The sequence below is a fragment of the Ruegeria sp. BC7 genome, from assembly GCF_056539165.1.
This window is the reverse complement of the sequence record NZ_JBQFUL010000002.1, coordinates 143,985-156,577: the sequence shown is the minus strand read 5'-3', so window position 1 is coordinate 156,577 and position 12,593 is coordinate 143,985. Positions and strand designations below refer to the sequence as shown.

General features: G+C 57.0%; 11 protein-coding genes. 10 read left to right on the top strand and 1 reads right to left on the bottom strand.

Features of this window, described 5'->3' with window-relative positions:
* Positions 1-171 precede the first annotated feature (171 nt).
* The 10 genes from ACR0KS_RS05750 (at position 172) to pdeM (ending at position 11,459) form a co-directional block, all read left to right on the top strand.
* Positions 172-1,407 (top strand): AAA family ATPase, encoded by a 1,236-nt coding sequence (locus ACR0KS_RS05750; protein WP_170565601.1) that lies wholly within the window; start codon positions 172-174, stop codon positions 1,405-1,407.
* 25 nt (positions 1,408-1,432) lie between these two features.
* Positions 1,433-2,878 (top strand): TadA family conjugal transfer-associated ATPase, encoded by a 1,446-nt coding sequence (locus ACR0KS_RS05745; protein WP_170484542.1) that lies wholly within the window; start codon positions 1,433-1,435, stop codon positions 2,876-2,878.
* Positions 2,879-2,890: 12 nt separating this feature from the next.
* The gene (locus ACR0KS_RS05740; protein WP_170565604.1) at positions 2,891-3,859 is read left to right on the top strand and encodes a type II secretion system F family protein; all 969 of its coding nucleotides are present in this window, start codon (positions 2,891-2,893) and stop codon (positions 3,857-3,859) included.
* A gap of 10 nt (positions 3,860-3,869) precedes the next feature.
* A complete protein-coding gene (locus ACR0KS_RS05735) occupies positions 3,870-4,862 on the top strand; it encodes a type II secretion system F family protein (protein WP_170484538.1) in 993 nt (330 codons plus the stop codon).
* Positions 4,863-4,866: 4 nt separating this feature from the next.
* A complete protein-coding gene (locus ACR0KS_RS05730; protein ID WP_480680932.1) occupies positions 4,867-5,448 on the top strand; it encodes a tetratricopeptide repeat protein in 582 nt (193 codons plus the stop codon).
* Positions 5,449-5,476: 28 nt separating this feature from the next.
* Positions 5,477-6,328, top strand: coding sequence for a tetratricopeptide repeat protein (locus tag ACR0KS_RS05725; protein WP_170565607.1), 852 nt, complete (start codon positions 5,477-5,479; stop codon positions 6,326-6,328).
* 3 nt (positions 6,329-6,331) lie between these two features.
* Positions 6,332-6,877: a prepilin peptidase gene (locus ACR0KS_RS05720; protein WP_170565610.1), complete on the top strand. Its 546-nt coding sequence runs from the start codon at positions 6,332-6,334 to the stop codon at positions 6,875-6,877.
* Between the two features lie 118 nt (positions 6,878-6,995).
* On the top strand, positions 6,996-8,303 hold the full coding sequence (locus ACR0KS_RS05715) for an ATPase (RefSeq protein WP_170484532.1): 1,308 nt from the start codon (positions 6,996-6,998) through the stop codon (positions 8,301-8,303).
* Positions 8,304-8,343: 40 nt separating this feature from the next.
* Positions 8,344-10,755, top strand: a complete 2,412-nt coding sequence (locus tag ACR0KS_RS05710; protein WP_170565612.1) for a ligase-associated DNA damage response DEXH box helicase — start codon at positions 8,344-8,346, stop codon at positions 10,753-10,755.
* 41 nt (positions 10,756-10,796) lie between these two features.
* Positions 10,797-11,459 carry a ligase-associated DNA damage response endonuclease PdeM gene (gene pdeM, locus ACR0KS_RS05705; protein ID WP_170565615.1) on the top strand — a complete coding sequence of 221 codons (663 nt, stop codon included), beginning with the start codon at positions 10,797-10,799 and terminating at the stop codon, positions 11,457-11,459.
* A gap of 233 nt (positions 11,460-11,692) precedes the next feature.
* On the opposite strand, the gene folD is transcribed toward pdeM, so the two are convergent.
* Positions 11,693-12,583 (bottom strand): bifunctional methylenetetrahydrofolate dehydrogenase/methenyltetrahydrofolate cyclohydrolase FolD, encoded by an 891-nt coding sequence (folD, locus tag ACR0KS_RS05700; RefSeq protein WP_170386284.1) that lies wholly within the window; start codon positions 12,581-12,583, stop codon positions 11,693-11,695.
* Positions 12,584-12,593 lie beyond the last annotated feature (10 nt).

The window sequence follows — 12,593 nt, the reverse complement described above, 5'->3', positions numbered from 1 at the left end:
CCAATTCCCAACAATTGGTTCTTTTGCGCCTAATTCTTGCCTAAGTTCCAAGCCACATTTTCAACAATTGGGTGAACTGCGACCGGATAAGGTCGCAACAGGGCAACAGCAAGCCTGACCGGACCGACTCGGTTCGCAAGGTTGGCTGCCCTCTCGACGAGGATTGTGTTAATGACAAGCGCCGCAACGCAAGATGACAACACCGCCATTCTGGCCTGCACGATCAGCCGTGATGTCCAGAACTTCGATCTTTTGATCGAAGACATGGAAGCCGCTCTGGGCGAGCGTTGGGGCGATCTGGGTTTTGCCGAAGCGTTGGCGTTTTTTGGCCAACCCGAAGCTGACAATCTGGAATTCGTCGCGCTGGCCATCGATGGCGAGGACGAAGACAACCTCACTTTGATGAGCGAGATCATCACACAGGCCAAAGAAAAACTGATCAAGGTTGTTCTGATTGCCGAAGATGTCACGCCAGCCTCCTTGCATAAGCTTTTGCGGAAGGGCGCGGATGAATTTGTCCCCTACCCTCTACCCGAAGGTGAATTGCAGGAAGCGATCGCACGGATGAACAAGCCGGACCCTGTCGTTGTCGCGCAGGAAGCCGCCGTGTCGCTTGCCACCGGCGAATCGAAAGAAGGGGCATTGTTCGTGGTCCACGGCCTGGCAGGTGGCGTCGGATCAACCACGATGGCGGTTAACCTGGCATGGGAGCTGGCCACCATATCGGAAAAAGAGGCGCCCTCTGTCTGTTTGATCGACCTGGATCTGCAATATGGCACCGTTTCGACTTATCTGGACATGCCGCGCCACGAAACCGTCTTTGAAATGCTGTCAGACACAGCGTCGATGGACGACGACGTATTCTCGCAAGCCCTTCAGACGTATGAAGACAAGCTGCAGGTTCTGACGGCTCCTTCCGACATGGTCCCGCTGGACCTGATCACACCCGAAGACATTCAGCGGGTAATTGATACGGCGCGCAAACACTTCGACTATGTGGTGGTCGACATGCCGACGACCGTCGTTCAGTGGTCGGAAACCGTTTTGCAAGCGGCGCACGTGTATTTTGCGTTGATCGAATTGGACATGCGGTCGGCTCAGAACGCTCTGCGCTTGAAGCGAGCACTGCAAGCCGAGGAGTTGCCGTTCAACAAGCTGCGCTTCGCGCTGAACCGAGCGCCTAAGTTCACAGACCTAAACGGCAAAAGCCGGGTCAAGCGCATGGGTGAGAGCCTTGGAATCTCTATCGACCTGCTGTTGCCGGATGGTGGAAAACCCGTAATGCAAAGTGGCGACCACGGTCTGCCGCTGGCCAACTCTGCCGCCAAGAACCCGCTGCGTCGTGAAATTGCGAAGCTTGCGAAATCGCTACACAGCCTGGGCAGCAGCAACGCCGAGGCCGCGTAACATAGTCCCAAAAGGGGGAGCAGTCGTGTTTTCAAGATACAAAAAACAGCCCGAAGCGCAGCCGGTTCAAACAGCCGAAAAAGCGCCCGCCGCAGCACCCGCACCGGTTGCTGACACGGCATCTGCGGCCAATGCCGTCATCCGTCGGCCTTTGAAAAAGAAGGCTGCTGAGCCTGCCGCATCCGACCGGGAACGAAAACGCAAAGAGCGGCTCGGCGAAATCAAGATTGAACTGCACCGCGAGCTTCTAGAAAACCTGAACCTTGCGGCCTTGGAAAGCGCGGGCGAGGCAGAGCTACGCGCGGAAATCAGTGCGATCGCCAGCGAAGTTCTGGAAACCAAGAACATCGTTCTGAACCGCGAGGACAGATCGCAGCTTAACAAGGAACTGTACGACGAAGTCACAGGCCTCGGCCCCTTGGAGACATTGCTGCAGGACGATACGGTAAACGATATCCTGGTGAACGGACCTCAGCAGATATTCGTTGAACGCTCGGGCAAGCTGGAAATCAGCGACATCACATTCAAGGATGAAAAGCACCTGATGCGGATTATCGACAAGATCGTGTCCGCTGTGGGTCGTCGTGTTGATGAATCCAACCCGTATGTTGACGCTCGTCTGGCAGACGGTTCGCGTTTCAACGCAATGGTTCCTCCGATTGCTGTCGATGGTTCTCTGGTTTCCATTCGTAAGTTCAAAAAGGACAAGCTGGGGATTGATGATCTTGTCAATTTCGGCGCGTTCACAGAGGAAATGGCTGCCTATTTGCAGGCTGCTGTTTCAACCAGGCTGAATGTCATCGTCTCGGGCGGTACAGGTTCCGGTAAGACAACAACGCTGAACGCCCTGTCCAGCTTTATCGACGACGCCGAACGCATCCTGACCATCGAGGATACGGCGGAACTTCAGCTACAGCAGACCCATGTGGGCCGGATGGAAAGCCGCCCGCCGAACGTGGAAGGTAAAGGCGAGGTTAGCCCTCGCGATTGTCTGAAAAACGCTCTGCGTATGCGCCCCGACCGCATCATCGTGGGCGAGACACGTGGTGCCGAGGTGATCGACATGCTGCAGGCCATGAACACCGGCCACGACGGGTCGATGACCACGATCCACGCGAACTCGGCGCGGGACGGTATCTCGCGACTTGAAAACATGATCGCGATGGCCGGTATCGAAATGCCGATCAAAGCCGTTCGCAGTCAGATTTCATCCGCTGTGAACCTGATCGTGCAGGCAAGCCGTCTGCAGGACGGTTCGCGCCGGATGACCTCGATTACCGAAATAACCGGCATGGAAGGCGACGTCATCTCCATGCAGGAAATCTTTAAATTTCAACGCGTTGGGCTGACTCCAGACAACAAGATCATCGGTCACTTCACCGCGACAGGCGTCCGCAGCCACTATTCGGAACGCTTCCGTTTGTGGGGCTTTGATCTGCCCCCGTCCATCTATGAACCCACGACGATGTAAGGAGACCCTGATATGCAACTGCCTGTAGAGGCTCTTATCTATGTCGTTATCTTCGTCGCCGTACTGGCGCTGGTCGAAGGTATCTACCTTGTGGCTTTTGGCAAGTCCATCAGCCTGAACAGCCGGGTCAACCGTCGTCTCGACATGCTGGACAAAGGCGTTGGGCGGGAACAGGTTCTTGAGCAGCTGCGCAAGGAAATGCAGCAGCACATGAAAACTCAGAGCATCCCGCTCTACTCGTTGTTGGCTGACAAAGCTCAGAAAGCCGCGATTGCGTTCTCGCCTCATCAGTTGATCATGGTGATGGTGCTTGTATCTGCTTTCGCATTCGTGGGGCTAAGCATCGGCACCGCGACAGAGACGTATCTGCGTGTGGCTATCTCGATCGCCATTGGCGTCGGGGGTGTTTACGCTTGGATAAACCACAAGGCTTCCAAGCGCATGGCGCTGCTTGAAGAACAACTGCCTGATGCGGTGGAACTGATGGTGCGGTCCTTGCGCGTTGGCAACCCTTTTGTTTCGACGATCCAGATTGTCGCCAACGAAGTCCAAGATCCTCTGGCCACTGAGTTCGGCGTTATTGCTGACGAATGTGCCTACGGGCGCGACATTGGTGAGGCGCTGAAGGATCTGGCCGAGCGTCTGGATATGCAAGACTTGCGCTTCTTGTCCGTCGCCGTGGGCATCCAGCAGCAATCCGGCGGGAACCTTGCCGAGATTCTGGCAGGTCTTGCTCAGGTGATCCGCGCCCGTTTCCGACTGTTCCGTCGCGTCAAGGCAATCACCGCCGAAGCGAAATGGTCAGGCAAATTCCTTTCGGGTTTTCCCGTGTTTTGCCTGCTTTTCATCCTGGTCAAGGATCCGGGGTACTATGACGAAGTTCTGGATCATCCGTGGTTCATTCCGGGGTGCTTCTTTGTTGGCATCATGCTGACGCTGAACCTGATCGTCATGCGCATTCTCACCAACATCAAGGTCTGAGGTAAGCATCATGGAATTCCTGACCCAAATCAACGACTTGCTGAAAGACAACTTGGGTGAATTCGGCCCATTGATCGTCGTCGGCGTGCTGGGGGTCTTTATGATCCTTGTTGCGGTGCCGCTGATGATCAATCAGCCAGAGGATCCTCTAAAAAAACTGCAGCGCTCGAACGCAGCTCCGAAAAAGAGCAAGAAGGAGAAACGCGACAAGCTGCGCACCGCCAGCCGCAACGAGCAGCTTGAAAAATTTGCCACTTTCCTTGAGCCGCAAAACCAGGAGGAGCTTTCGGCCATGCAGCTCAAGCTGCGCCAGGCCGGGTATCACTCAAAAGATGCAGTGCGGTTTTTCCACTTTGCGCAATTCGCGCTGGGAATCGTCGGCATCTTGATCGGCGTCATGCTGGTCACCGTTTTCGCCGGAGATCAGGAGTTCACTTCATCGCAGATGGCGACTCGCGTCATTATTCCTGCTGCGGCGGCCTACTATCTACCGCGGTACTGGGTTACCCGGCGCGTTGCCGAACGAGAAGAAGCGATTATCGCCGGGTTCCCGGATACTCTGGACTTGATGTTGGTCTGTGTTGAGGCAGGGCAATCACTGGATCAGGCTATTGTTCGGGTCGCAGCAGAAATGAAAGCCTCGTACCCAGACATCGCGCAGGAATTCGAGGTTGTTGCGTATGAACTCAAGGCTGGTAAGGACAAGGATACGGTTCTCCGTGATTTTGGAACCCGCTGCGGTGCTCAGGATGTCAATTCGTTCGTGACCGTGATGATCCAGTCTGCAACATTCGGGACGTCCATCGCCGAAGCTCTGCGGGTTTATGCCAGCGAAATGCGAGATAAACGCGTGATGCGCGCTGAGGAAGCCGCTAACAAGTTGCCAACGAAAATGACACTTGCCACAATGATGCTGACGGTGCCGCCGTTGCTGGTCATTCTGGTCGGACCTTCGGCAAAAGGCATCGCCGATTTCGCAGGTGGCAACGCAGGGGGCGTATAACCCTATGATACCAATAAGCAGGCGTGTCCGTATCGGGATTCGCCGCGCATTTCAGGCCGCTATGGTGTTCACCATGGTGGCCTCTTGCACGGAAACCAGCCTTTCGGATCAACTGGACCCTCCGGGAATCGACCCGAACGGGCAGGTCGAAGATCCCCTGGTTGTTGGAAACCGTCTGTTGGTGGCCGGAGAATACGACTTGGCGCTGGATTCATTTGCGCGCGCCGCACTGGATCAGGGCATGACACCGGAAATAATGGCAGGCATGGGCACCGCAAACCTTGGCCTTCGACAACTAGGACCAGCCGAAACCCTGCTTCGCCGGGCCGTCGCGGACCAACCTGAATGGCCTGTGGCTTGGAACAATCTAGGCGTTATCCTTGTTGAGAAAGGCGAATACCCAGAGGCCGCGCAAGTTTTCCGACGCGCCTTCGCCTTGGACAATGGCGAAAGTGACGCAATTCGCGACAATCTTCGCTTAGCCCTCGCAAAAATGGAAAATCCCGTTAATACTACACCAGAAGAACAAGAATACACGCTGGAGCAACAAGGCGACGGGCAATTCAAGCTGCGCAAGCTCCGGTAACATAGGCAAGAGCAGTAAGGGACGCAAAATGCGCCAACAATTCTTGATTCCGGCAATGGTTGTCTGCGGGCTGACCCTGACTGCCTGCGCCAAAGAAACCGAGGAAGAAAAGGTCGAAAAGACGTTTCAAGAAGTGAACGTCATCGACGAAACAAACCTGAACGAAGTTCTGCTGACCGCGGCCGACCCGAATGAAGCCGTCACCTATTTCCAGGGCGCAGCGGCCAAGAACCCGGGCCGGATCGACCTTCAGCGGGGGCTGGCAATTTCCCTGTCTCGCGCCAAACGCACCACCGAAGCAGCCGCAGCATGGAAGAAAGTGACAACCATGAAGGGGGCTGGGAACGTCGACAAGATCGAGTATGCCGACGCCCTCGTGCGGTCCGGCGACTGGAATCAGGCAAAGGTCATACTGGACTCGATCCCTCCGACTTACGAAAGCTTCAAACGCTATCGCCTTGAGGCCGTCGTTGCCGATTCCAAAAAAGACTGGAAGCGCGCGGATCATTTTTATGAAACAGCGGTCGGCCTTACGACACGTCCCGGCGGCGTCATGAACAACTGGGGTTACTCCAAGTTGTCCCGCGGCGAATACGAAGAAGCCGAGCGCCTGTTCACCGAAGCTATCCGCCAGGATAAGTCTCTGTTCACGGCTAAGAACAATCTGGTACTAGCGCGGGCTGCTCAAGGCAACTACAGCATGCCGGTCGTGCCCTTGACGCAGGTCGAACGCGCCATGCTTTTGAATACAATGGGCATTTCTGCGGTCAAGCAAGGTGATGTGACCACGGCCAAGAACTTGTTCCGCGAAGCGATCGCCACGCATCCTCAGCATTTTGAAGAAGCCGTGCGCTCGCTGCGTGCGCTTGAGGAAGCCTGATTCATGACCATTCCCGCTTTGGCAGCGGGCTGGTTTTTGCCGTTCGTTCTGCCGATCTGCTTTTACGTTGCCTATACGGATATGCGCGACATGCTGATCAAGAACCACGCGGTCATCGCACTGGCCTTGGTTTTTGTAGTTGTGGGTCTATTCGTACTCCCGCCTTGGTCAACAGATTGGACCATGGGGCGAATTGGTCCATTCACCGTCACGTTGCCCCCCTATCTATGGCAATTGCTGCATATCGTCGTGGTGCTGGTCATAGGCATTTTGCTGAATGCCGCTGGCGTCATGGGGGCCGGAGACGCCAAATTTCTGGCCTCTGCGTCAGCTTTCGTATGGGCGGGTGATTACATGGCGATGGCGATGATCCTGATGTCCACGACGCTTGCCGCATTTGTGACCCACAGGTTGGCCAAGAACACCGCTCTAAGGGCAATCGCACCGGATTGGGAAAGCTGGAACAGGCCCAAGCAATTCCCCATGGGCTTTTCGCTCGGCGGAAGTCTGGCCATCTACCTGATACTAGGAACTGTTTACGGGTCGTAAACTATCATCAGTCCGCCTTTTCCCTGCCTTGGTGATGACACAAAGCAGGACCAGATTTTTCGCAAGCGGTCCAGCAATGGGCATGCGGCGTGAATACTGGATAAGACGGGCGACGCTCATGAATATGCAGACGACTTCGGTAATGGCCCCCCCCACCCCAAAGGGGTTGGGAGAGATGCAGCTACCCATCGTCATGATGCGGGACATTCTGCTGAAGACGATTTTTCGCAAGAACGTTGATACCGTGTCCGAGGTGGCAGAAGCCATTTGCCTGCCCGGATCGGTGACCCAGGAATTGATCGACATTGCGCGCGAACAGAAATTGCTTGAGGCTACCGGCACGCTGAACGCCAACAGCGGCAATGAAATGGGGTATCAGCTGACCGACGCGGGCAAGGCGCGTGCGCTGGACGCGCTCAGCCAGTCCGAGTATTTCGGGGCCATGCCTGTGCCGCTGGATGTCTATCGAGAGCAGGTCAAGCGCCAGTCCATCCGCAACATTCAAGTCACCCGTGACCAGCTCACCGGGGCAATGGGGCATCTGGTTTTGCCCGATAGCCTTCTTGACCATCTCGGCCCCGCCGTCAGCGCGGGTCGGTCCATCCTGATGTATGGTCCTCCGGGCAATGGTAAATCCTCGATTTCAAACGGGATTCGGGATGCGCTTGGGGACAACGTCTATGTCCCCCGCGCCATCGAATATGCCGGGCAGGTTATCACGGTTTACGACCCGATCGTTCACACCGCGATCGAGCAGGAAGCGGACGACCCCAACAGCCTGCGCCGTCGCAAACGGTTCGACACACGCTATGTCCAATGTGAACGCCCAACCGTGGTTACAGGGGGTGAGCTTTCGCTCAACATGCTGGACTTGGTCTATAACCCTACCGCGCGGACGTATCAGGCTCCGCTGCAGTTGAAATCGACCGGCGGCATCTTCATCGTGGATGACCTTGGCCGTCAGCAGGAACCGCCGCAGGCGTTGATCAACCGTTGGATTGTTCCGCTGGAGGAAAGCAAAGACATCCTCGGCCTGCAGTCCGGTGAAAAGTTCGAGGTTCCCTTTGACACGCTGGTCATCTTCTCGACCAACTTCCACCCGAACGAAATCTTTGACCAAGCGGCCCTGCGCCGGATCTTCTTCAAGATCAAGATTGACGGTCCGAACCAAGAGAACTTCCTGAAAATCTTCGCGATGGTCGCCCGCAAACGTGGCATGCCGCTGGACGAAGCAGCTCTGGTTCATTTGCTGAAGGTCAAGTACCCGACCATCAACAATATCTACGCGAACTATCAACCCATCTTCCTGATCGACCAGATGATCTCGATCTGCGAATTCGAGGGCATCCCCTACCAGATGAGCCCCGACCTGATCGATCGCGCCTGGGCCAACATGTTCGTCAAGGACGAACAGATCGTCAAATAACGCCGTGCCATTTCCGTGACGGGCCGGGTAGTCTGCGACTATGACGCAGATTCCCGCCCGGATCACCGACTGGTTTACCGCCAAAGGCTGGTCCATCCACCCACATCAGCAAGAGATGTTCGACCGCGCCCAAGACCCGGCTGCGTTGCTCATCGCGCCCACGGGTGGCGGTAAAACGATGGCCGGGTTCTTGCCCACCCTGTCCGATCTCGCCACTGGGGATCACACCGGGTTGCACACGATCTACGTCTCGCCACTCAAGGCATTGGCAGCAGACATCCGCCGCAACCTGCGCGGACCGGCTGACGAGATCGGCCTGTCGATCCGTATCGAAGATCGCACAGGCGACACATCGGCCACGCAGAAAAAGCGTCAGCGCGTCGACCCTCCGCATATTCTGCTGACCACTCCGGAAAGCCTGGCCCTGCTGACATCCTATGAAGACGCGCCAAGGATGTTCCAAGGTGTTCAAAGGGTCATCGTCGACGAAATCCACGCACTGGCCGAAAGCAAACGCGGCGATCAACTGATGTTGGCCTTGGCGCATTTGCAAAGTATCTGCCCCGATCTGCGCCGTGTGGGTCTGTCTGCAACGGTCGAAGACCCAGAGGCGATTGCGCGCTTTCTGGCCCGCCACCCGGACCCCTGCCCTGTCGTTCAGGCCGACCCCGGACCTGACCCCGATATCCGGATGCTTGAAACGCAAGAGATGCCGCCCTGGTCTGGCGGCGGCGCGGCCTATTCCATCCCGGCCGTGTTAGAGCAGATCAAACAACACAAGACGACGCTGATCTTTCACAACACGCGCGCACAGGCCGAGATTTTCTTTCACAACCTGTGGCTAGCCAACGAAGACGCCTTGCCGATTGGCATTCACCACGGCAGCCTAGATCGGCAACAGCGTGAACGGGTCGAGGCCGCCATGGTACGCGGCGATCTGCGAGCGATTGTCTGTACCGGAAGCCTGGACTTGGGGATCGACTGGGGCGATGTCGATCTGGTGATCCAGATCGGAGCCCCCAAGAACGTCAAGCGGCTGGTGCAACGGATCGGGCGCGCCAATCACCGCTACAACGCCCCCTCCAAGGCTTTGCTTGTCCCGGCGAACAGGTTTGAGGTGGTGGAATGCGTCGCCGCTCTTGAAGCTGCCAAAGCGAATGATCTGGACGGTGAACCGCGCGGAGCTGGCCCTCGGGACGTATTGTGTCAGCATATTCTGATAGCCGCAGCCTCTGGCCCGTTCGACGCCGATGCGCTGTTCACTGAATTGGCCGCCGCCGGACCATACGCGCACCTTCGCCGCGCAGAGTTCGACGCATGTCTAGAGTTCTGCGCCACGGGTGGCTACGCCTTGCGTGCCTATGACCGTTGGCAGCGGCTGCAGCAAAGACCCGACGGGCGTTGGCAGCTTCGCGACCCACGTGCAGCCCAGCGTATTCGCATGAACTTGGGCACAATTCAGGATTCCGACACGCTGAAGGTGCGCCTCAAGCGTAACAGGGGCGGCAAACCGTTGGGGGAAGTAGAGGAAGCCTTCGCCGCCTCGCTAACACCTGGCGATACCTTCCTGATCGGCGGTCAGATCGTGCGGTATGAAGGGTTGCGCGAAATGACGGTCGAGGTGAGCCGCCGCGCGGACCGAAAACCAAAGATCGCCACGTTTTCCGGAACCAAGTTTGCCACGTCCACGCAGTTGAGCGACCGCATCCTGCGCATGTTTGCCCAAGACGAATGGCCGCAGCTCCCTTCACATACGGCGGATTGGCTGGCCTTGCAGAGGCAAATCTCTCGGCTTCCACAACGCGACCGCCTGCTGATCGAGAGTTTTCCCAATGAAGGGCGTCAGCATCTTTGCGTCTATGGCTTTGCGGGTCGAAATGCGCAGCAAACGCTAGGATTGCTGCTGACAAAACGGATGGAAGAAACCGGGCTTGCCCCCTTGGGCTTTGTAGCCACTGACTACGCGACCCTGATCTGGGGGTTGGACGCCGTTACCGACCCCCGCCCCTTGTTCCAACTGGACGCGCTGCGCGAAGGGTTGGACACTTGGCTGGCTGGCAATGCTGTAATGAAACGAACCTTCCGAGCGTCGGCCACGATTGCCGGTCTGATCGAACGCAATACCGGCGGTCAGCGCAAAAGCGGACGGCAGGCGACGTTCTCGTCGGACATATTGTACGACACGCTGCTGAAATACGATCCCGACCACCTTCTGATGCAGATCACACGAGAGGAGGCCATGCGTGGGCTGGTCGATTTCGGGCGGATCGAAGCGATGATCGAACGCATTGGCGATCGTATCGACCTTATACGGCTGGAACGGGTTTCGCCGCTTGCCGCCCCACTGTTTCTTGAGGTTGGAAAAGTGCCCGTCAAAGGGGCAGCAGAGGAACGATTGCTGCAAGAAGAAAGCGACCGGCTGCTGCAGACCGCAGGCTTGGAGCCGATGTAAACCCTCTTGCGCTGCGCATCGAAAACCGCAAAGAACGTTCCATGAACGAATTGACGTTTTCCTTTGCCGGTCAAAACCTGTGCGCAATGGGATCGGGTGCGTTGTGGTGGCCAGAACAGCGCCTTCTCTGCGTTTCTGATCTGCATCTTGGTAAGTCCGAACGGATTGCGCGTCGTGGAGGCCCGCACCTGCCACCCTACGAAAGCCAGGACACCCTAGCCCGGTTGTCGGCGGATATTTCACAGACCGGCGCAGAGACCGTTGTCTGTCTGGGCGACAGTTTTGACGATTTGGATGCGCTGAGCGGTCTGGACGCGGCAGACACGATGCAAATCTCAACGCTTCAGGCCGGACGCCGGTGGATATGGATCGAAGGGAACCATGACCCCGGCCCGGTCAACCTTGGCGGAGCGCATCTGTCCGATTACGTGCTTGGCTTGGTGACTTTCCGGCACATCGCCCAACCAGACTCACAGGCCGAAATCTCGGGCCACTACCATCCCAAGGCGCGGCTTCGGGTCAAAGGGCGATCAATAACGCGCCCGGCCTTTTTGTTCGACAGCAAGCGCCTCATCCTGCCCGCCTATGGAACCTATACAGGCGGCCTTTACAGTTCCGACGTGGTTTTGGATGAATTGATGGACAACAATGCGATGGCTATTTTGACGGGCGATCACCCGCAGATGGTCCCTATGCCGCGATAGCTATCCAAGACGCCATACCAACGGTTTGGAGACCGTGCCGTCCGCACCGCGTACACCTTTCGGTATTAAACCTTTCAGTGCCCCAGACAGCGCCATCTACCACTGAAACCAGAGAGGAATACCCGATTTAGCTGGCCGCGCCTACTGCTCTATCTTTTAGACGAAGCAAACGGGCCGAAACGCATTACACGCTTCGGCCCGAAAACTCATCCAGCAACTAATAGATACGCGGCTCAGGCCGTCAAACCCTCTGGCTCTGGCAGACTGTTGGCGCGGCAGCAGGCGGTCAGCGTATTGGCCAGCAGGCACGCAATTGTCATCGGTCCAACACCACCCGGAACCGGAGTGATCGCGCCCGCGCGCTCGGCAGCGCTGGCATAGTCCACGTCACCGACCAGCTTGTTCTTGCCGTCACGCTCAATCCGGTTGATGCCCACATCGATGACGGTCGCGCCTTCCTTGATCCAGTCGCCCGGTACCATCTCGGGGCGACCAACAGCGGCGACGACGATGTCGGCGCGGCGAACGACATCAGGCAAATCTTTGGTGCGGCTATGCGCAATGGTCACGGTGCAGCTATCGCCAAGAAGCAGTTGCGCCATCGGTTTGCCCACGATGTTGGAACGGCCAATCACGACCGCATCCATGCCTGACAGCGAACCGTGATAGTCGCGCAGCATCATAAGGCAGCCCAGCGGCGTACAGGGCACCATCGACTTCTGACCTGTGCCCAGCAGACCCACGTTCGAGATATGGAACCCATCCACATCCTTGGCCGGGTCAATCGAATTGATCACAAGGTCTTCGTTCAGGTGCTTGGGCAGCGGAAGCTGGACCAGAATACCGTGGACGGCCGGATCATTGTTCAGCTTGTCAATGAGCGCCAGCAGGTCTTCTTCCGAGGTCTCAACGTCCAGCTTATGCTCATACGAGTTCATGCCGACCTCGACGGTCTGCTTGCCTTTCGAGCGGACATAAACCTGGCTGGCCGGGTCTTCGCCCACCAGAACCACCGCCAGACCGGGCGTGATGCCGTTTTCCTCTTTCAGCTTTGCGACCTGATCGGCCACCTGCGCGCGGACCTTTGCCGCGAACGCCTTACCGTCAATAACCTGAGCTACCATCCTGTCATCC